The organism is Variovorax sp. YR752 (assembly GCF_943372545.1).
The window spans coordinates 1-20,792 of sequence record NZ_CALRZC010000082.1 but is presented as its reverse complement, the minus strand read 5'-3'; the positions used below and the strand labels follow the sequence as shown (position 1 = coordinate 20,792).

General features: G+C 67.2%; 18 protein-coding genes. 5 read left to right on the top strand and 13 right to left on the bottom strand.

Going from position 1 to position 20,792, the window contains the following annotated elements; translation table 11 throughout:
• Window positions 1-134 precede the first annotated feature (134 nt).
• The 3 genes from AAG801_RS19675 to AAG801_RS19665 are packed head-to-tail and all read right to left on the bottom strand — an operon-like array spanning window position 135 to window position 2,384.
• The gene (locus AAG801_RS19675; RefSeq protein WP_341889872.1) at window positions 135-1,145 is read right to left on the bottom strand and encodes a DUF4880 domain-containing protein; all 1,011 of its coding nucleotides are present in this window, start codon (window positions 1,143-1,145) and stop codon (window positions 135-137) included.
• The gene (locus AAG801_RS19670) at window positions 1,145-1,699 is read right to left on the bottom strand and encodes an RNA polymerase sigma factor (RefSeq protein WP_099790409.1); all 555 of its coding nucleotides are present in this window, start codon (window positions 1,697-1,699) and stop codon (window positions 1,145-1,147) included. Before AAG801_RS19670 ends, AAG801_RS19675 begins: the two co-directional genes overlap by 1 nt.
• Before the next feature lie 7 nt (window positions 1,700-1,706).
• A complete protein-coding gene (locus tag AAG801_RS19665; protein ID WP_341889871.1) occupies window positions 1,707-2,384 on the bottom strand; it encodes an STN domain-containing protein in 678 nt (225 codons plus the stop codon).
• Between the two features lie 192 nt (window positions 2,385-2,576).
• On the opposite strand from AAG801_RS19665, the gene alkB reads away from it, so the two are divergent.
• The 5 genes from alkB to AAG801_RS19640 all read left to right on the top strand — a co-directional run bounded on the left by alkB (window position 2,577) and on the right by AAG801_RS19640 (window position 7,674).
• Window positions 2,577-3,233: a DNA oxidative demethylase AlkB gene (gene alkB / locus AAG801_RS19660; protein ID WP_341889870.1), complete on the top strand. Its 657-nt coding sequence runs from the start codon at window positions 2,577-2,579 to the stop codon at window positions 3,231-3,233.
• A gap of 9 nt (window positions 3,234-3,242) precedes the next feature.
• Complete coding sequence (locus AAG801_RS19655) at window positions 3,243-5,066, top strand: ABC transporter ATP-binding protein (protein ID WP_341889869.1); 1,824 nt, start codon at window positions 3,243-3,245, stop codon at window positions 5,064-5,066.
• Window positions 5,067-5,231: 165 nt separating this feature from the next.
• Entirely contained in the window at window positions 5,232-6,914 is a 1,683-nt protein-coding gene (locus AAG801_RS19650) for a hypothetical protein (protein ID WP_341889868.1), read from the top strand.
• Window positions 6,915-6,944: 30 nt separating this feature from the next.
• Window positions 6,945-7,280: a YnfA family protein gene (locus AAG801_RS19645; RefSeq protein WP_341889867.1), complete on the top strand. Its 336-nt coding sequence runs from the start codon at window positions 6,945-6,947 to the stop codon at window positions 7,278-7,280.
• A gap of 16 nt (window positions 7,281-7,296) precedes the next feature.
• Window positions 7,297-7,674 carry a YkvA family protein gene (locus AAG801_RS19640; protein ID WP_341889866.1) on the top strand — a complete coding sequence of 126 codons (378 nt, stop codon included), beginning with the start codon at window positions 7,297-7,299 and terminating at the stop codon, window positions 7,672-7,674.
• Window positions 7,675-7,681: 7 nt separating this feature from the next.
• Here AAG801_RS19640 and AAG801_RS19635 read toward each other — a convergent pair whose 3' ends face one another.
• From AAG801_RS19635 to AAG801_RS19590, 10 genes are all read right to left on the bottom strand, one after another.
• Window positions 7,682-8,338 (bottom strand): DUF2894 domain-containing protein, encoded by a 657-nt coding sequence (locus AAG801_RS19635; RefSeq protein WP_341889865.1) that lies wholly within the window; start codon window positions 8,336-8,338, stop codon window positions 7,682-7,684.
• Window positions 8,331-8,993 carry an OmpA family protein gene (locus tag AAG801_RS19630; protein ID WP_180838904.1) on the bottom strand — a complete coding sequence of 221 codons (663 nt, stop codon included), beginning with the start codon at window positions 8,991-8,993 and terminating at the stop codon, window positions 8,331-8,333. Before AAG801_RS19630 ends, AAG801_RS19635 begins: the two co-directional genes overlap by 8 nt.
• Before the next feature lies 1 nt (window position 8,994).
• Window positions 8,995-11,817, bottom strand: a complete 2,823-nt coding sequence (locus tag AAG801_RS19625) for a DUF802 domain-containing protein (RefSeq protein WP_341889864.1) — start codon at window positions 11,815-11,817, stop codon at window positions 8,995-8,997.
• 36 nt (window positions 11,818-11,853) lie between these two features.
• Complete coding sequence (locus AAG801_RS19620; protein WP_341889863.1) at window positions 11,854-12,558, bottom strand: DUF3348 domain-containing protein; 705 nt, start codon at window positions 12,556-12,558, stop codon at window positions 11,854-11,856.
• A gap of 145 nt (window positions 12,559-12,703) precedes the next feature.
• Complete coding sequence (locus AAG801_RS19615; protein ID WP_341889862.1) at window positions 12,704-13,180, bottom strand: hypothetical protein; 477 nt, start codon at window positions 13,178-13,180, stop codon at window positions 12,704-12,706.
• 63 nt (window positions 13,181-13,243) lie between these two features.
• Window positions 13,244-13,738, bottom strand: coding sequence for a pentapeptide repeat-containing protein (locus AAG801_RS19610; protein ID WP_341889861.1), 495 nt, complete (start codon window positions 13,736-13,738; stop codon window positions 13,244-13,246).
• A gap of 44 nt (window positions 13,739-13,782) precedes the next feature.
• Window positions 13,783-14,181, bottom strand: a complete 399-nt coding sequence (locus AAG801_RS19605; protein WP_341889860.1) for a VOC family protein — start codon at window positions 14,179-14,181, stop codon at window positions 13,783-13,785.
• A 126-nt stretch (window positions 14,182-14,307) separates the two neighbouring features.
• A complete protein-coding gene (locus AAG801_RS19600) occupies window positions 14,308-14,553 on the bottom strand; it encodes a hypothetical protein (RefSeq protein WP_192192316.1) in 246 nt (81 codons plus the stop codon).
• Window positions 14,553-19,364: an RHS repeat-associated core domain-containing protein gene (locus tag AAG801_RS19595; protein WP_341889859.1), complete on the bottom strand. Its 4,812-nt coding sequence runs from the start codon at window positions 19,362-19,364 to the stop codon at window positions 14,553-14,555. The genes AAG801_RS19600 and AAG801_RS19595 overlap by 1 nt, the downstream gene beginning before the upstream one ends.
• A gap of 66 nt (window positions 19,365-19,430) precedes the next feature.
• A partial coding sequence (locus tag AAG801_RS19590) for a DUF2345 domain-containing protein (RefSeq protein ID WP_341889858.1) occupies window positions 19,431-20,792 on the bottom strand: 1,362 nt, incomplete at its 5' end.

The window sequence follows — 20,792 nt, the reverse complement described above, 5'->3', positions numbered from 1 at the left end:
CCCCAGAGAAAAACCGTTCTGGAGAAGAGACCGGGCTCATCGGATGCGACCGACACGCGCGGCACGAAAGTTCGGGAGAATTTGCGAACGAAGACGAAGCGCTGCTTTTTTCACAGCCGCGTCACAGAGCGCAGCTACCCAAGCAGCACGATGCCGGCAGGCAGCGATGTGAGCTTCGCGCCGTAGCTCACGGCGATCAGCGTCTCGACATGCGGCAACTCGTCGAGCCGCAGCCGCGCCTGCACCTTGCGCTGACCAAGCTCGGCACGCGTGACGATGAGACGGCCCGGGCGGTAGCGGTTGATCTCGTCGACCACGGCCGCGAGCGGCGTGTCGTCGAACACCAGCACGCGCTCGCGCCACGCGCCCACTGCGGCGAGATCGGGTGCGCGCGCCACCTCGGCCTCGCGCCGGCCGCCGTAGCGGATCTGCTGCGCCTCGCCAGCCACCAGCACACGCTCGCCATCGCGCAGCTCGACCGAGCCCGCGAAGCAGGTCACGCACACCTCGCCGCCGGTGGCGCGCACGTTGAAGCGGCTGGCCGCCGCGGCCACGAGGCGCGCGCCGCCCACCGTCATGGTGAAGGGCGCGCGCCGCGCCGCGTCGAGCAGCACCTGCGCCTCGCCGCCGAGCATGTCGAGCACCGGCGGCTCGCCCTCGGCGCCGCGCGCGAGGTTGAGGCTGGTCTGCGTGTTCATCTCGACCACCGCGGCCGCATCGGCGAGCACCACGCGGCGTTGCTCGCCGGTGCCGGTGCGGTAGTCGGCCGTCATGTCGGACAGCGCGGGCCACAAGCCGGCGGGCGGGCGCACCACGAGGAAACCGACGGCACCGGCCGCGAGTGCGGTGCCGAGGAACTGGCGACGACCGAACGCGGGCGGGCGCGACGCGGCGATGGCTGCGCGCGGCGGCGTGTCCATCGCGGGCATGCGCTGCGCCACCGCTTCAGCGGCGGGCCGGGTCAGGTCCCACAGGCGCGTCGCCTCGGCCATCGCCTGCGCGTGCTGCGGGCTGCGGGCGCACCAGCGGCGGAAATCCTGCGCGTCGCCCGTGGTCGCGCGGCCGGAGGTCAGGCGCACGAGCCAATCGTGTGCCTGGGCTTCCAGCGCGGCGCGTTCGCGGTCGATTGAAGTGGGTGCGGCCATCATGTCTTCTCAGACTGTTTTCCGGCGCCGGGACCGAACCGCTGGATCACATCACGCCCCAAACGGCCCGCGCAATGCACCAGCGCGGCCTTCACTTCGCGCTCGACGATGCGCACCGACACGCCGTAGCGCCGAGCTAAATCGGCGTGCGGCGTCTCGTCCACGCGCGAGGCGATGAAGATGTCGCGGCGGCGGCGCGGCAGCTCTTCGAGCGCGCGCTCCAGCGCCTGCACCTCACTGCGCGCCTCCGAGACGCGGGCCGGGTCGTGGCTGTCGTCCGAAAAGTGCAGCAGCTCCTCGACCTCGACGAAATCGAGCAGGCGCCCGTGGGAGATGCGCCGGTCTTCCGCCACGTTCGATGCGATGCGCAGCAGGTAGGCCATGGGGCTTTGCACCGGGCCGGGGTCGCTCATACGCTGCACGCGCAGCCAGGTTTCGTGCAGCACGTCGTCGGCCCGCTCATCCGACCCCAGGCGGCGGCGCAGCCGGTTGCGGAACTCGATGTAGCGGCTGGTCAGCAGGCTGCGCAGAAAGCCGGGGGTGTCCTGTTCCACGGCGTGCTCAGGGAAGCGCAGCGGACGTGGCCGCGTCGCAGATGTCGGGGCGGTCGCCGGTGCGCGGCAGCAGCAGCACGGTCAGCGGCTGGTCGGCCTCGCCTTCGGACGGACGGTCGAGCACCAGCGTGTTCATCGCCGCTTCGAGTGCGGCGTCGCGCTGCGCCAGGCCGGTGGAACTGAGCAGCCGCGTGCGCCGCACATGGCCGCTGGGCCCAACCCACAGCTGCACGAGCGCGCGATAGGTGCCCGGGCGCGCATGCGGCCAGCGGCACAGCGTTCGCTCCAGCGCCTGCTGCACCACGCGGGCGTCACGCGGGGACATGGCAGGCGTGACGGGCGCGGCCGGTGCCGATGCAATCGCAGGCGGCAATGCATCGGCCTCGACCAGCGTGAAGGTGCGCGCATCGGTATGACGCGCGGCCAGCCGCGTGCCGGCCAGCAGGCGCTGCAGCGCCTCGCGCGGTGTGAACACGCCGTGCAGCGGCGCGGATTCGAGGCCGGCGGTGAGCTGCCCGTCGAAGAACACGGACTGCCCCGTCGCCTGCGCATAGACCTGCACGGCGGTGGCCAGCGGCTGGGCCGGCAGGTCGAAGGCGATGCGCCCCGCCGCATCGGGCGAAGGCGCAGGTTCGCCGGCATGCGACACGGCCGCGAGGGACAGAATTCCGAGGATCAGGGTCAAGGCACACACCCACCGTGACCGAGCAACGCGAGACATGCCGGGTCCTGTGACGAAGGAGGAATCGCAGGCGCCGGGCCGGTGCCAGGTACTGCTTTGGTGCTCGGAATGCTAGTGACGCTTTGTGACAGCTTGAATGCATGGCAGCCGCCGGCCACCGTCCGAACCGCCCCTGTCGCTGGCGACAATGCCCCCATGACGTTCGACCTCTTCGACGCCCCGCCGCGCGCCGCGCGCGAGCCGATCGGCCCGGCCGCCTTCGTGCTGCCGGGCTTTGCATTGCCGCGCGTCGACGCGCTGCTCGCGGCCATCGCCGACGTGTCCGCACGCGCGCCGTTCCGTCACCTGGTCACGCCGGGCGGCTTCACCATGTCGGTCGCGCTCACCAACTGCGGCGCGCTCGGCTGGACCAGCGACCGGCGCGGCTACCGCTACAGCGCGGTCGACCCCGACAGCGGCGCGCCCTGGCCCGCGATGCCCGAGGCCTTTGCACTTCTGGCGCGCGACGCGGCAGCGCTGGCGGGCTTCGACGGCTTTGCGCCCGACGCCTGCCTGGTCAACCGCTACCAGCCGGGCAGCCGGCTCTCGCTGCACCAGGACCGCGACGAGCGCGACCACGGCGCACCGATCGTGTCGGTGTCGCTGGGCATGCCGGCGGTGTTCCAGTTCGGCGGGCTCGCACGCGCCGACAAGACCGCGCGCATCCCCTTGACGCACGGCGACGTGGTGGTGTGGGGCGGCGTGGACCGGCTGCGCTTTCATGGCGTGCTGCCGCTCAAGGACATGCCGCATCCGCTCGAAGCCCAACTGGGCGCGCAGCGCATCAACCTCACCTTCCGCAAGGCGGGCTGACGCGCACGCATGACAGACACGACGACCACCCCTACCGAATCCCCTGGCCGCGCGATTCGTGCGCTCTACGCCGCGCTGTGGCACTTCGCAGCCGGTGCGCGTGCGCAGCTGCTGGGCGCCACCGCGCTGCTCGCGAGTTCGCAACTGATCCGCCTCTCGCTGCCCTACCTCGCGGGGCAGGCCATCAACGCGCTGCAACGCGGCGACCTGCCCGCGGCGGGCCGCTGGATCGCGACGCTCGCGGCGGTGTACGTCGGCGCGTGGGCGCTGCACGGGCCGGGCCGCATCCTCGAGCGCAACGTGGGCCTGAAGGTGCGCGAGACGCTGGCCGACCAGCTCTATGCACGCATCGCCGCGGCGCCGCTCGCCTGGCACGACAGCCACCACTCGGGCGAGCTGCAGCACCGCGTGCACCAGGCCAGCCGCGCGCTCGCGGACTTTGCACAGAACCAGTTCATCTGGCTCACCAACGCGGTCAACTTCGTCGGGCCGCTGGTGGCGCTGGCGCTGCTGTCGCGCACCAGCGGCGTGACGGCGCTCGCAGGCTATCTGCTGATCGGCGTGGTGATCGTGCGCATCGACCGCGCGCTCATGAAGCTCGCGCGCGCCGAGAACGACGCCGACCGCCGCTACGTGGCCGCGCTGCTCGACTTTCTGGGCAACGCCTCGACCGTGATCGGCCTGCGGCTGCAGGGCGCGTCGCGCCTGTTGCTGCGCCGTCGCATGGCGGCCGTTTCGCTGCCGCTGAAACGCACCGTGGTGCTCAACGAGGGCAAGTGGTTCGCGGTCGACCTGATGGGGCTGGCGCTGACCTGGGGCCTGGTGGTGATCTACGTGTGGCAGGCGCGCGCGCCGGGCCAGGCCGTGATGCTGGGCGCGGTGTTCATGATCTACCAGTACGCGCAGCAGGCGGCGGGCGTCGTGACCTCGGTGGCGGCCAACTTCAGTTTCTTTGCGCGCATGCACACCGACTACAGCAGCGCCGAGCCGATCTGGCACGCGCCGACGAGCGCCACGCTCGAGGCCCCGCCCGAAGAAGTGCCGGCGCATGAACGCATCGACGCTGGAGCGCCGTGGACGCAGCTGCAGGTCGAACAGCTGCAATGGCGCCACGCCCCGCGCGGCGGCGGCACCATTGCCGACGACCCGGCGGCACCGACGCGCAGCGGCCTGCACGACGTGGCGCTCTCGCTGCACCGGGGCCAGCGCGTGGCGCTGGTGGGCCCGAGCGGCGGCGGCAAGAGCACGCTGCTGCGCGTGCTGGCCGGCCTGTATGCGCCGCACGGCGGCACGCTGGCGCTCGACGGCGTGCCGACCGACTGGGCCCGGCTGCGCCAGCTCGCCACGCTGATCCCGCAGGAGACCGAGCTGTTCGAGGCCAGCGTGCGCGAGAACCTGGCCTTCGGCCGCCCCTGCGACGACGAGCGCCTGCGCGCCGCGCTGCACACGAGCACCTTCGACGAGGTGCTGCAAGCCACGCGCGGCGACCTCGACAGCGCGATCTCGGAACGCGGTTTCAACCTGTCAGGCGGACAGCGCCAGCGGCTGTGCCTGGCGCGCGGCGTGCTCGCAGCCGAAGGCAGCTCGCTGCTGCTGCTCGACGAGCCGACCAGCGCGCTCGACGCTGCCACCGAAGCGCGCGTGCTGGGGCGCATCGCGGCAGCATTTCCGCAAGCCTGCGTGATCGCCTCGGTGCACCGGCTGAGCCTGCTCGACCGCTTCGACACGGTGATCCTCATGGAGGCCGGCCACGTGCGCGACCACGGTCCGCGCGACGAGGTGCTGGCGCGCCAGCCGATGCTTCGGGAAGCTGCGGCCGGTAACAAGCAGTAGGACCCCTCCTGCGCCAGAAGGCGGCTTTCGCACCCGCCGCGCTGGCACGTCTTCTGCAACAGTATCGGCACCCATTTGTTCACGTCTGGCCCTGTGCGGCCTTGTTTTGCGCACCGGCTGCGTTCCAATTGCATGGTTCTTCATTTCGCGAGCGTTCCCCGCCTCATGCGTCCTTCCCGCGCCACCCTTTCGCTTGCCCTGCTCGGCGCCCTGCTGGGTTTGTCGGCCTGCACCACCAGCAGCACCGCCGAGCAGCGGCAGGCCGCCGCCAGCAAGCCGCCGCAGACCGACTGCGTCGCCTGGGTCGGCGCCGACCGCAACGCGCGGGTGGGCGGGTACCTGCTGCCGCAGGCCGGCACTGCCGTGAACGCCGGCGGCCCGCGCGTGTGCGTGCCCGTGCTCATGAGCGCCTACCCCGTGCCCACCAATTACGCGGGCGGCGACTACCACGTGGGCCAGTTCACCGACGACCAGCTCAAGGCGCGCTGGCGCACCTGCAAGGCCGAGCCGGACTGCTTCGCGCGCGTGAACGCGCAGATGCAGCGCTGGCTGCCGCCCAACAAGGCACGCGCCACGCGCGTGACCGGCGCGGTCGATCCGGCCGGACGCATCGATGCCGACAGCCCCAAGGTCGACCTCCAACAGATCCGTCGCCCCGCCTTCTTCGCGAAGGCGCCCTACCGCGAAAGCATTGCCGAGGCCGACGCGCGCACCCACATCGTCGAGTTCACCGTGCCGCGCGACACCTTCGAGCGGCTCGACCTGAAGCTCGCCGACCCGATCAAGCTGCGCGGCTGGTACCTCGAAGGCGCGGGCGTGGACGACGGCCACGGCCGCAAGGTGCGCGCCCTCGCAGTCATGGCCGCGGGCGGCGGCGGCCAACTCACGGCCATCCAGCATCCGGACGAAGTGGCTTACCGCATCGACGCCGCCAGCGGCAAGGCCGTGCCGGTGTCTTTCCCCAACGGCACCACCGAGGCCATGGGCCAGCGCTGGTGGCGCGAGAACCTGCACGCGCTGAACCAGGCCGGCTTCGACGTGCTGGCCTACGACCGGCGCGGCGAAGGTTTGTCGGGCGGCGTGAGTGACACCAACACGCTGGAGCAAGGCGAAGACGTGTTCCGCGTGCTCACGCAGCTCGAACACGGCCAGGGCCTGCGGCTGCTCACGCCCTCGGGCCAGCTGCTCGAAGGCAACGCCGCGCGCGGGCGCCTGCTCGCGGGCCAGAAGGCCAGCGAGATTCCGCTGGTGCTCGGCGGCTACTCGCGCGGCTCGATGTCGACCGCCTGGGCGCTCACGCGCAACTACGTGGCCGGCTGCAGCTTCGACATGCCCGTGCCGAACTGCACGCCGGCGCGCGGCTGGCGCAACATCCGCGGGGCCATATTGCTGTCGTCGTTCGCGAGCGGCGCGGGCTACCTGCCCGATGCGCCCGACCTGGCCGACCGCAACCTGTTTTTGGGCGGCATGGCGGCGGACCATCACATCCTTTTCTATCCGAACTCCGCCACACTCGCGGGCATGGACCGCTGGCCCGCCGCCTTCTTCGGCAAGGGCCTGTGGGACCGCGCCGAATCGCTCGAGGGCACCGTGGCCGCCTACAACCGCATCCGCGGCGTGAAGGAGATCGTGCTGTCGCGCGGCCCGCACGCCATCGAGACCTGGCCCGAGTCCGAACGCCGCTACCTGCGCGAGCGCATGGTGGCCTACGCCAAGGTGGTGATCGTCGGCGGGCGCTCCGTGCCGGGCGCGCGGCCGTGGAAAGACTTCAAGTCGCTGGTCGCCACCACGCCCGACGTGTGGGAGCCGTCATCGCGCCCGGGCACGGGGCCCGGACGACAGCCCTGAGATCGACAGGCCACCGCCACAATGGCGGCCATGGACCTGCTCAAGACCCTCGGACTCTTCGTCGCGACCGCGCTCGCGGAAATCGTCGGCTGCTACCTGCCTTACCTGTGGCTCAAGCAGGACCGGTCGGCCTGGCTGCTGGTGCCCGCGGCGCTGAGCCTGGCGCTCTTCGCGTGGCTGCTCTCGCTGCATCCGACCGCCGCCGGCCGCGTGTATGCGGCCTATGGCGGGGTCTACATCGGCGTGGCCATCCTGTGGCTCTGGGCGGTGGACAAGGTGACGCCCTCGACCAGCGACTGGGTCGGCGTGGCCGTGTGCTTCATCGGCATGGGCATCATCATGTTCGGGCCGCGCAGCGCGGGTTGATGGCTTCGTGTTCACCATGAATCTCCGGGACTGGGCGCGCCGCATCAAGCGCGACGCCGTCACCCTCTGGTTCGCCTGCCGCGACCCCGCCACACCGTGGCTGCCGAAGGCGCTGTGCTGGTTCACCGTGGCCTACGCGCTGAGCCCCATCGACCTGATTCCCGACTTCATCCCGGTGCTCGGCTACCTCGACGACGTGTTGCTGCTGCCCGCGCTGATCTGGCTCGCGGTGCGGCTGCTGCCGCCCGAGGTCATCGTGCGCAGCCGTGAGCGCGCCGAAGACTGGATGGTGCGCACGGGCAGCCGGCCGACGAGCCAGGTCGGCATGGCCCTGGTCATCGGCATCTGGGTGCTGGTCACGGCCGGCCTGGCCTGGTGGCTCTGGCCGCGCTGAGCGGCCGTCAACCGGCGCGGCTGCGTGAACTCTTGCGCGGGCTCTCGGTGCGCGCCACGCGCGCGGCCTCGGCGGCGGCGTTCACCTGCTCGATCCACAACAACGCATCGACGTGTGCCATGAAGCGCTGCAGGTACTGCGGCGAGAGGTCGCGCATCAGCGTGAGCGCGCGCTGCACGAGGTGGTGCGTGTTGAGCGGACCGGCGTTCTTCGGCACCTTGGCGAGCGATTGCGTCACGCGCTGGTCGGCGGCGAGCTTGGACCAGGTGCTGCGGAAATAGCTCAGCGTCTTGAGCTCGGGCGCGGTCGACAGACTGGGCACGGCATCGCCGTCCGTCGATGCGGCGTCGGGCGGGGGCGGCAGCGGCGCGAGTTGAGCGATGTGCATCATCAGCTCCGCGAGCGCGGTGTGCAGCGGCGCCTCTGCCGGCGCTTCAGCCTCCGGTGCGACCTTCTCCAGATCGGCGCGGTAGGTTCCCATGAGGCTGGCCAGCCGTGCATCCAGCAAGCGACGCGCCTCGCCCTCGTGTGCCGCCGCGCGCTGCGCCATCGCCTCGATGAAGCGGAAGCGCACCGGGTCGAAACGGTCGTCGCCGCGCGCGCGCCAGGCGTCGAGCGCCGCGACGGCGTCGACCTGATCGTCGGGCGCCGTGTCGTTACTCACGGGGCTTCGCAGCGTCGGGTGTGTTCTTGGGCCGGGGCGTCGGCGCCATCTCCACGCGCCGGTTCTTCGCGCGGCCTTCAGCATCGCCATTCGAGGCCACGGCCTGCTCGGCGCCGAACGCGGCAGCGAACACCGACGACGAGGGCACGCCCTCTTCGATCAGCGCGCGCGTTACGGTGAGCGCGCGCTGGGCCGACAGCTCCCAGTTGTCGGCGAACATACGTGCGCCGTCGCGCATCTGCCTGTCGTCGGTGAAGCCGCTCACCATCAGGATCTCGTCGCGCGTCTTCAGGTAGGCGCCCAGCGGGCCCGCCAGGCTTTTCAGCAGTTGCCGGCCACCGGGTTGCAGGTCGGCGGAGTTGAAGGCGAACAGCACGCTGCCGCTGATGCCGATGCGGCCGTTGTTGAGCGTCACGCGGCCCGCGGCGAGCGGGCCGGCCAGCGCCTGTTCGAGTGCCTCGCGACGCTGCGATTCGGCGCGGCGTTGCTGCACCTCGGTTTCGAGGCGGCTCGCCAGATCCAGCTGCATGCCGAGCACGCACACCAGGATCAGCACGAACGCGCCCAGCATGCCCGCCATCAGGTCGCCGAACACCGCCCACACGGGGACGGTCGGCTCCAGGCCGGCGTCGAGGTCGATCTCGTCGCGCACCATCTCAGGCCTCGCTGCCCACAGCGGTCTGGCGGCTTGCGAACTGCTGCAGGTCTTCGACGATCTGCTTCTGCGACATGATGCTCAGGTCGATCACCTCGCGCGCCTGCGCCACGTAGTAGGCCAGCTGCTCGTCACTGCGTGCCAGCGACTTGCCGAGCGCGCCTTCGATGCGCTGCAGGTGCGCCACCAGCTTGTCGTTCGACTCGCCGAAGCGCTGCACGGCAAAGCCGAAGGCCTCGCCCAGGCTCGCCACCTCGACCGCGCCGCCGGTGATCTGCGCGGCGATGCCGGCCATCTTCTCGGTCTCGCTCTCGACCTTCTCGGTGAAGCTGCTGCCCACGCGCTCCATCATGTCGGCCGAGGCCGTGACGAGCGCATCGATGGCGCTGCGCTGTTCGGTCGAGGCGTGGTTCACCGCGCCCAGCAAGGTCTCGAGCGTGCCGAGGATGCGGCTGCGCTCTTCGAGCATGTCGTTGTCGCGCGCCATGCCGTCAGAGAGCTTCTGGCGCAGCTCGGCGATCACGTCGGCCGCGGCCTTCGGTGCTTCGGCGGCCACCTGCAGCAGCTGCGCGACTTCGGCGACGGTCTGCTTGGCATTGGCCTCGGCCTGCGCCGACATGTCGCGCACGGTCTGCGCGAGCGTCTCGATCATCTGTTGCTGCTGGCTCAGGCTGTGCGCGCCGGCCTGCTGCCATTCCTTCTGCAGCGATGCGGCCATGGTCTCGAGCGACCCGCTCCAGGCCGCGAGGCGTTGCGCATCGCGCGTGGCGAGTTCGGTCTGCAGGTTGGCATGCGCCTCGCGCACGGTGTCGAGCAGCGACGCGGCGGCGCGGGGCGCGTCCGACGCGGCCTGCAGCAGCTGCGCGACTTCGGCGACGGTCTGCTTGGCGTGGGCCTCGGCCTGCGCCGACACGTCGCGCGCGGCCTGCGCCAGCGTGTCGCTCAGTTGCTGCTGCTGGCTCAGCGTGTGCGCGCCGGCCTGCTGCCATTCCTTCTGCAGCGACGCGGCCATGGCTTCGAGCGACTGGCTCCAGGCCGACAGGCGCTGCGCATCGCGCGCGGCCAGTTCGGTCTGCAGGCTGGTGTGCGCTTCGCCCACGGTGCGCAGCAGCGACGCCGAATGCTGTTCGAAGGTGGCGGCCGCAGCGGCAAGTGCCTGGTGCGAATCGCCCGACAGTTTTTCGCTGACGCGCTGGTGCTGCGCAAGCGCGCTGCCCCAGGTATCGGACACGCTGCCCACGGTGCTTTCGAGGCGGGCGGACACGCCGTCGACCAGCGCGGCCGAGCGCTGCTCGAAGGTCTCGGCAAAGCGTTCGAGCGTGCCGCGCAGGTCGCTCGACAGCGCCCCGCTCGCGCGCTCGTGTTCGGCCAGCGCGGCCTTCCAGGTGTCGGCGACGCCGGCGGTCGAGGCCTCGAAGCGGCCCGTAAGGCCTTCGAGTTGCCGTTCGACGGCCTGCGCCATGCCGCCCTGCAACGACGCTGCTTCGCGCGCGATGCCGAGCATGGCCGCTTCGACCACGGGCTGGATCGTTGCGCCGGCGATGCGGGCGGTGTCGGTGAGGCTGTCCTTCAGCGAACGATCGACCGATGCGGCCAGCCCGCTGTACGCGGCTTCGGCCTTCTCGTGGAAGCTGTCCTGACTGGCGACGAGGCGGTCGTTCTGCGACTGGGTCTGACGCTCCAGCGCGGCCATCATCGTCTGCAGCTGGCCGACCAGTTCGGGCATCACCTTCGCCACGGGCTGGATGGTTTCGCCGGCGATGCGGGCGCTGTCGGCCAGGCTGTCTTTCAGCGAGCGATCGACCGATGCGGCGAGCCCCGTGTAGGCGGCCTCGGTCTTCTGATGGAAGGTGTCCTGGCTGGCGACGAGGCGGTCGTTCTGCGTCTGGGTCTGGCGCTCCATCGCGGCCATCATGGTTTGCAGCTGGCCGACCAGCTCGGGCATCACCTTCGCCACGGGCTGGATCGTTTCGCCGGCGATGCGGGCGCTGTCGGCCAGGCTGTCTTTGAGCGAACGATCGACCGATGCGGCGAGCCCCGTGTAGGCGGCTTCGGTCTTCTGGTGGAAGTTGTCCTGGCTGGCGACGAGGCGTTCGTTGAGCGACTGGCTCTGGCGGTCCATCGCGGCCACCATGGCTTGCAGCTGGTCGACCAGCGCGGGCATCGCGTGGGCCTGCTGCTGCATGAGCTTGAACGACTCTTCGCGGCGGTGCGCCAGCGAATGGCCGCGCAACGAGGTCGCGATCTGCGTGTCGAGCGCCTGCCCGGCCAGCAGGCGTTCACGGCGGCACAGCGCCGAGGCCAAGCCCAGCATGGCCGATGCGGCCACGCCCGCCACCGAGGTGCCGAAGGCCAGTCCCAGGCCGCGCACGGGCGCCGACAGCGAGTTGCGGATGGCCTGCACGTCGGTCGCGCTTTCGAGCGCCAGCCCCGTGCCGTTGAGCGTGACCACCATGCCCAGGAAGGTGCCCAGCATGCCCAGCAGCACCAGCAGGCCCGCAAGGTACGGCGTGAGCGCCGGGCCCGGCAGGCCGACGCGCTCGCCCTCGATGCGCAGGCGCACCGCATTGCGCAGCGAGGGGTGCAGGCCCGCGAGCCAATCGCCGAGGCTCCTCAGCGGCGCCGACAGGTCGTTCACCGCGCGCGACAGCGTGCCGGTGGCCTGGTGGAAGCGGTGCAGCTCCAGCGCGCCCATCAGGTAGAACGCGCCGATCAGCGCCGTGATCACCAAGGCCAGCGGGTTGTGGCCCACGTAGCTGGCACCGACCCAGCACACGACGGCCAGGCCCACGAGGAAGACGGCGTAATGGAAAAATCTGTTCATGGAAGCTTGTTGTCTTGTCTCTTGGGGGGCTGCAGGCTAGCGATCGCGAAGGGCTTCGAGCAGGCCTTCGACCGGTTGCATGCGAATGTCCAGCTCGGCCCGCAGCACGCTTTGCATGTCGCGGCCGAACACGTTCAGCCAGCCGCCGGCGGCGGTCGGTGGCGGCTGGGGGATGTCAGGGTTGGCGTCTTGGGTGGCCTGGGCGGCCTCACGCAAGCGCTTGAAGTGTTTCTCCAGCAGCGCCGGCACGCTCGCCAGCAGGCTGCGTTCGCGGGCGCCCACCACCTGTTCCAGGATGGCATCGACCGCGGCGAGCCGGGCCAGCTCGGGCGAACGGGTCGCGAGCCGGGCCCGCAGGCGCGCCCGCAGCGGCTCGATGGCGGTTTCCATGGCCTGTTGCCGCGTGAAGTAGCGGCGGCGGTACGGCGGAAAGTCGTCGTTCGCGCCCGGCAGCACCGAGGCTACGCCGCCGTCGGCATTGGCCTTGGCCAGCACGGCCTTCAGGCGCGCGCACTCCTGCGCCTCCTCGGCACCCTCGGACGCCCGGACGCCGGACACGGCGACGCCCAGATCGGAATCCAAAGCTGCTGACAAGGAGATGGCATCGGTCCAACTGAACCATTGACTCAAACGATCCGCGAGGGCTTGCCTGGATTCGGGAACGTCGGTGTCGCTCAATTGAGCGAGCAAGCGAGTGAGCGCCGAGCCGGTGAAGCCTGTGCGCCGTGACACTTGCACCATACCGCGAGAGAGGGAGAAAACCGGGCAGTTTACACCGGTCAACAAGCGGGTTTCCCTCTGTGAACTGGTGCACACGAAGCACTGGAGAAGTGAAACGGTGTGTGACGGAAATCGACGAAATGGAGGCCCTGCCGGCCCACCGCGATCAGCATGAAGCGGTCGCAGTCGGACTCGGTGGGTGCTTGGTGATCAAAGCTGATGTCGATCCATCCGCCGGATGACGCGAGGCATACCCCGTCATCTGCTCGAGTTGCTTTTGTCGTTCGGCAATCGCCAGTTCCCGCGCGCGCGGGCCATACCGCCCGACCGAAAAAGCCTTGCTGACCGATTTCTCCGGGCTGACTCTGGTCATCGCGATCCACATCGGATTTTTCCCGCCCGCCTCCTCGCGGAAATACACCCCCGCCACACCGCTCTTGTTGTCACGCCGCACGCGCTGGGCGATCTCGCGCTTCAAGACCGGCAAGTGTTCGCGCACGAATTGATCCCGATGGGCTTGGGCATGCGCCAACGCGCCCTCGCGGCCGCCATGGGTGTTGAAGTAGAACGCCTTGACCATGCGCACCTTGTTGCGGCGAATATCGACGCTCCAGTAGTCGTCATAGCCGTAGATTCCATACATGGGATTGGGGTTGGGGGTGCCTCTTGGCATGGATGCTCCGAAAGATCGCGCCGCCTGTCGAACTCAATTGATTTGCGCGTTGCGCATCTCCAAGTGCTCGAAGTAGCTGCCAGTGAAGTCCACATGTTCTCCGCGCAGGCCATCGGCCTGAACAGTGGTGCCGGTGCATCCAAGCACGGCGACATCGGACCAGTGACCCCCATCGAAATTCAAGCCGTTCCACTGGCAGTTGTTGAACTGACAGGCGCTGAGCCGACTTTGCTGGAGCCGCGACTGCGAGAAGGTGCAGTTGGAGAACATGCACCCAGAGATGGAAATGCCCTCGAAATCGCACGCGGTGAAGGTGCAGCCTGTGAACTGGCATCCAGTCCAGCCGGCCTGCTTGAACGTACACGCAGCAAAGCTGGTACCGGTGAAGACGGTGGTGGCGAACTGGGCAAGGTTCAGGTCCAGGCCGGCATAGGCATAGCTGTCGGCCATGCCAGCAAGACCTGCGGGGGCACCACCGGCGCCTTTGCGCCAGAGGTTGTGGTTTTGGATGATTATTTGGGAGGGCATGGGCTTTGGCTCATGGGTGGCAACGCATCAGTGCGCGTTGGATCTCAATAAAAATCAGAATTGGAAAACAAGATGTTATTTCCAGCAGGATCTTTCAAATAAATCCATTCTCCATAGGGCTGAGAAACGTGCTTGACAACAAGATCACTGAAGCTCTCGAATATCAAATTCTGCCAGCCAAAGAAATCTTCATCCCAAGAAGAAATTAAACCGAATGCCACCACGGGAAGGTCCGTGCCATCGACCTCTTTGTAGGCGCCAAGCAAACAGCTGTTGTCGCGAAAATTCAGGACCAAAAACGGTGCGGCGCTGTGAGCCATTCTTGCGAATCTGACTCCAGATCCATCAACATCATCACCAGCAAGGGTAAATCCGAACTTTTCATAAAACTCAACACTGCTCGGGATGTCGCTTGCATGAAGATGAACCAATATCCTGACCATTTAACCCCTCGCCCTTTCGATATAACAAGACGGAAATTTCAATTGGCAAAACAGAACTTTGAAATTCTTCAAATCGAATACCATACAGAATCTCAGATCTCCCCAACAGCCATTCGAAATTTAAAATCACAACCTCGTCAGTATTAAGCTTGAAATTTCATCGACTTCCTTGCTGGAAAACGAATCAACCGGATCGATCTCCGCACCATACGCAAGATCAATCTTGATATTGACACGTCTCCCCAAAAATCGACAACGCAACACATCTGCCTCCGCAATAAAAACCGTCTCCTCAAGAAGAAGACCTTCATTCTTCAACCGGCCGATCGATTTTTCGATTTCCTGAGTCGTGAGTTCATGGAATTTCCTCATCACAGACCTCTCAATTCTTTTTCACAATCCACACCAGATAACACCTTATTTACTGAGGCCCTGGATTTCTGAGAGGACTCCTCAATACTTTTGTAGATATCATTTCCCGTTGCGCCGCGTGCCTGCGCCTTGGCAACTGCATCTTTCCACTTAAGCATCGGCTCTGCCTTACCCGTTGCCGACGCCTCCCCTCCGATATACAAACCGACCCCCATCTTCGGATCATTGGCCAGAAGACGAGCGCGTATTCTTGCTTCATTTCTCAATTTATGAGCCAATCTCGCCCTTTCTTTGGGAGATTTGCAACAACCGAGTTGAGCATCAATTCTGGACTCTTCTCTCAAGTACCAGCAACGTGTCTGGACGGTCGTCAATGAGCCTCGAGCCGGATCTGTCGGCCTCAAGTTGACCAAGCCAAATGGGTCAACCCATTCAATTGGATTGGCAGCGTAGGCGTGATTATTAAATCCCCCCAATAGCCCAATAGGATCACTGCTCGCAAATCGCCCTGAATGCGGATCGTAGTACCGGTACCGGTTGTAGTGCAGTCGAGTTTCTTCATCGAAGTACTGACCCTGAAACCGGATGGGGTTCGCAATGCCCGCCTGCTTGGCCGCTTCGGAGATAACCTCCTTGGCTTCCCCCCAAGCCTTGTAGCTCACACTCCAACACACCTGGCCTTCCGAGTCGGTCAACTCCTGTGGCGTGCCCAGGTGGTCGCACTGGTAGAAAGCGATTTCTTCAGGCCTGAACGGCTCGGCGCTGGCTTGCTGCAGCCCCTGCCCGTTCCATAGCGGGTCCTGCTCGATGTCGTAGGCCCCGCCGTTGGCCTGCATCAGCGCCTTCACGTCGGTGGTGGGGCTCAGCTGAAGGGAGCGCTGTCTGCGCACCTGCACCAGCGGCACGAAGCTGTCCTTCTCGTGGACGTAGTGCACGGTGTGCGCCTGCTCCCGGGCCCTGGGGTCCAGCGGTGTTGCGCTTTCGTAGGCGATGGTGTCGCCGTCCCAACCAAAGAGGGTCTCTCTCGCTCCGCTGGCCTTGGCAATGCGCCGGCCCATCGGGTCGTAGCGGAAGGTCGTGGTGCCCTCCTCGCTCTTTGCGCTGACCATGCGGTTGAAGCCGTCCCAGCTGAAGAGGGTCTTCTGCCCGTTCTTCGTGCGCTCGATGAGGTTGCCGTGTTCGTCGTACTTATAGCGCGTGCCGGCGTACTCTTTGAGCAGGTTGTCCAGCAGCTTGCCGGGGGCCACGCGCTGTTCGCGCGCGAGCGCTGCCGTGCCGAGCTCCTTCTGCACCGGGTCGGCGATGTTGCCGGCGGGGTCGAAGGCGAACACTTCCTTGCCCAGTTGGCTCTGGGCTTCGAGCAATCTCCCGACCGGGTCGTAGCGGTAGTCCAGGCGCCCGCGCCGGCTGTCGCCGATGCCGGTGAGTTGACCGGCTTTGTCGTAGCGGTAGCTGCGACGGATACCGACGGCGGCGGCGCCTGTGGTACCGGGAGCCGGTTTCGTGTGGGTGATCTGCTGCTCGAGCAATCGCCCGGCAGGGTCGTAGGTTTGCGTCTGGGCCAGGCCGTTGTGCTGCTGGCGGCCGACTTCGCGATGAAGGTCGTCGCGCTCCAGGCTCAGGATGTCCTGGCCGTCCAGCAGCAGGCCGTGCACATGGCCGCTGCCGTAGGTGAGCCACTCCTGGGTGTGACCGTCGGGGCGGGTACTGCCGACTCTCTGGTTGAGTTCGTTGTAGCGGTGCTGCCAGATGGCGGTGTGCCCCTTGGCGAGGTCGGCGTGGTGCTCTCGGGTGAGGTTGCCGGCGGGGTCGTAGAACCACTGGAGCTTGGCGTCCCGGTTCCGGGCTTCGACGAGGCGGCCGTTGCCGTCGTAGGCGAAGGTTTCGGCTTGGGCGGCGGCTTCGCGTTCGACCAGTCGACCCAAGGGGTCGAAGGCGAGTCGGGTGACCTGCCCTGCTTCTGCCACTTCAGTGAGCACGCCGCTGGTTTCTTCGTAGCGGTACTGGGTCACCTTGCCGTCGAAGCCGGTTTCTTCGAGCAGGCGACCGACGGGGTCGTACTTGAATTGGTAGTGGCTGCGGTTCTCGTTGTCGAGCCGAGTGAGGCGCCCCAGTTTGTCCCATTGGTAGCTCAGCGTATGACCCGCAGCGTCCGTGCGCCCGGCGATGAGTCCCGCGTCGGCGTAGCGATAGTGGGTGCTGCGCGCCAGGGCGTCGGTGTGCGTCAGCAGGCGGCCTTCGGCGTCATGGGCCAGGCGCTCGCTGGTCTGATCGGGGTGGATCACTTCTTCGAGCTGGCCGGGGTGATTGGCGCCCGCCTGGGCCGCCGTCAGCGTTTGCTCGTCGAGCGCGGTGTAGCGGTACCTGGTGACCTGGCCGGCGGCGTCGGTGCTTTGGGCGAGTCGGCCTTGAGGGTCGTAGGTCCAGGTGGTCGTCTTGCCCGAGCAGTCGGTGTAGCTGGCGAGTTCGCCCGTCGGGGTGTAGGCGAGCTTCTTGACACCGCCCTTGGCGTCGGTGATCTGCACCGGTCGCCCGGCCTTGTCGTAGGCGTACTGGGTCTTGTGGCCGAGCGGGTCGGTTTCCTCGGTGAGGTGACCCTGCGGGTTGTAGTCGCGCCGCCAGGCGCCGCCTTCGGCATCGCGCACGCCGGTCAGGCGGCTGAGCTTGTCGTACTCGAAGTGGACCTGGCTGCCATCGGCCTGGGTGTGGGTCTGCAGGTTGCCGGCGTCGTCGTAGACGTAGTCGTCGGTCGTGCCGTCGGCGTGCACATGGCGGGTGATGTTCTTGGCGTCGTCGCGGAAGAACCATTCCTCGTTCTCGTCCGGGTGGATGACGCGGTAGGTGTAGCCGAGGATGTCGTAGTAGATCCACGTTTCCTGGCCCAACGCATCGGTCACATAGGTCAGGCGGATGTTCTCGTCCCACTCCAGGCGGGTGTCGAAGCTGCCGTCGTCCGCCCATTCACGAATCGCCTTGGCCTGGGCTCCGGTGCCGTCGTAGGCCAGGTTCATGCCGCGGCCAGTGCGGTCGGTGTAGCGGGTGACGAGATGGTGGCTGTACCGGTAGGCCCAGGCGGCGCCGTTCTCGTCCTGCGCCGCGACCAGATCGCCGGCCTCGTCGTGCGTGTAGCCGGCGAGTTGACGAACGACCTGCCCGTCTTTCAGTTCCCAGACGGATTCGATGCGCCCGGAGATCGCATGTGGCCGAATGCCGACATGCGCGAGCGTGACGTCGCCCTGCTTGCTGACGACATCGCTCAGCACCTGCTCGCCGGAAGGCAATGCATGGTCGTAGCGCAGGCCGATCGCGGCGCCGTCCTTGGCATGTTGCGCCACCAGACGGAAGTGCTGCTTGCCTTGGGTGGCGGCTTTGCTGCTGACCGTGTCGACGAGTTCGTAGCTCTCGCGCCAGTCGGCCGGTTCACCAGCAGGCAGCGGCTTGCCGAAGTCGAGCACCAGCAGCGTGTCGGTCACACGCGTGGCAGTGAATTCCTCGATGGCGTTGCGATGACTTTGGCCGACGGCCAGCCAGGGGATGTCGTGGCTGCGACCATCGGCGGCACGGTAGGCCAGCGCGCGTCGGCCCTTGGATTCGACAACGTCGATGCGCGTCGTGTACGGGATCAGCCAGCGCGCGCCAAAGCTGCCCTGGTCATAGGCTTCGAGGTCGCTGCTGTAGGTGCGGCTCCATTCGATGGGCAGCGTGGCCGACAACACGAAATCCGTGTGGGTGAAGCTCTCGCTGCCTGTGGCGAAGCTGATGGACTTGCGGGTCTTGGCCTTGGCGGCCCCCTGCTTGCAACAGTTGCCGCTGCCAGTGGCGCCAGCCTGGGTGTTCACGGCGCCGAGTTCGTGACCCGGCCTGGTGGCCTGCGCCTGGGTGCCCTTGGTGGGCGGCACGACAGCGGCACGCTTGGCCTTGAATTTCTTGACGGCGGCAAACAGGCGCTTGAGCAGCCACATGATCGAGCGCTCGGTCTCGGCACTGGCCAGCGCCATCAACTTGGCTCGCAGCGCGCCCTTGAAGTCGGTCAGGCTGCTGATGACGATGTTGACCACCGCCTTGGCCTTGTCGGGCAGGCGTGCGGCCGCCACCTTGACGGCGTAGTTGGCCGCCTGTTTGGCATAGCGGTCCGCGGCGGCGAGCATGCGGTTCCACATGCTCTCCTTCTTGGGGTTGTAGGTGTTCCTCTCGGGCTTGGGTCCCGCGATCTTGAACAGGTCTTCGCCGCCGGTGCAGCGACGCAACACGCTGATGAGGTCGTCGACAACGCCGTCGGCCTTGTCCGCGCAGTTGTTCAGGATGCCCGAGAGCTTGCTCATTGCCCCGTCGACAAACTTCTCGATCTCGCCGGCGATCTTGTCGTTGAGGTGCATCACCAACACGGAGATCAACGCGTCGCCGATGTTGGAGGCGCTGTGCTTGAGCTGCTGTTTGACGAGATGCAGTGCCGGGCGCAGGCTCATGCGGGCAGCCGCCATGCTCGGCGGCGCGGGGATGACACCGATCAGGTTGATGCCCAGGTTGACCCACGCAAGAAAATCAACGGCCTCTTTCTTGATGAATCGTCCGCTGATCAGGACGATGTCCATGATCACGTCGATCAACGCCATGATGTTGCCGATGACAGGCAAGCTGCCGGCCACCGTGCTCAAGCGCTCCAGCGTGACGTAGTCGTTGCTGATGTCGCGCAACCACTTGTCGAAACGCGCCGCACCGGCACCGATGTCCTGCGGTGCGATGGCGTTGAGCGGCGCGACCGCGGTCTGCTTTTCGCGCGGCTTGGTTTCCTGCGGTCCCTGCGTTGCCATTTTTTTTGCTTCCTCGATCTGATTTGTTCTCTTCAGGCCCTCGCAACCGGCGGGCCTGCGCCGCCGTCAACCCGCGAAGCCGGGTGTTCTGCCTGTCATGGCTGTTGCGGTGTTCACGCTGCCCAAGGTCGGCAGGCTGGGCAATGCGCCAGGCAGCTTGGGGACGACCGACGCCACCGCACCGCTCATGCTGTTCTGCGCCGCGGCAGTTGCGCCCCCCAGCCCGCCATTCATGCCGCCGGCAATCACGCTGCCGGCCACGCATGCTGCAGGCGCACCCATCGGGCCGAGCGCGCCGCTCACAGCCTTTCCAATGGCTTGGGTCGCTGCGCCAGAGGCGATCTGCCCGGCTTGTCCCAGCAGTGCCTGCGCGCCGCCTTGCTGCACGGCCTGGACGGCAGCAACGGCTTGTTGCGTCGTTCCGGCCACTTGGCCGATCTGCCCCAACGCGCCCTTGGCGCCGCCGAGAACACCCTTGGCCGACAGCAAGCTCGCTGCAGGCAAGGCGCCCGCATCGCCTGCAGCGCCGCTCGTCGTCGCTTTCTCGTCCAGCGGCTTGGGCGGCCATTCGTGCGGCGGCCCGAAGTAACTGCCCTCGTCCCAGGGATCGCGCGGATCCGGACCGAAGGTGATCTTGGCGCCGCCGATCGGCAAGCCGGACACCGTCGCAAAACCTTTGGCATCGAGGTTGCCGCTGTGGGTGCCGCCCTCCGAATCCACCACGGTGTACTCGCCCTGCTTCACGGCCTGTCGCGGCGTGCCATCGCTCTTGATGTAGTGGTTGTGCAGATCCAGTTGCCCTTTCGGCAGTTGGGTCGGCTCCGGCAGCTTGGGCGACCCCTTGCTGTTGGGGCCGACCAGGCTGTGCACGGCCGCATGCTCGCGCCAGATGCCGTTGGTGCCGCTCTCGATGCCACTCGCGTTCCAGCGTGTGTAGCTGGTTCCGCCATTGACCAGCACCTCTTCCTTGGCGGTGATGGTGATGCGATTGGCCTCCATCTTGATGTCGAGCTTGGCGATGACATTGATGCAACTCTTGAGTGCCGTGATGTCGATGTCCGCCGCTGCCGCCACCAGGCGAATGCCTTTCTCGAAAGCGGCGATGCGCACCGCTTCCTTGGCGCTGACCAGCAAGCTCTTGCCCGCTGCAATGCTGGTGTGCGCCCCGCTGGTGATCGCATGGTGCTCGGTGCTCACCAAGTGCATCGAGCCCCCCGTGGTGGCCTCGATCCCCGCAGGACTGGCCAGCACCACATGCGGCTCGTTGAGTTCGGGGAATTCGCCCTCGGCCTTGTTGCCGCTGCCCGAGCCCTTGATCGCATCGTTCTGCGCCTTCAGGCTCTTGGTCACCTCGTCCTGGTCGCCGGCCTCATGCGCCTTGGCCTGCTGCGCCGCTTCACTCAGGCCCTCGTGCAGGTCCCGCCCCTG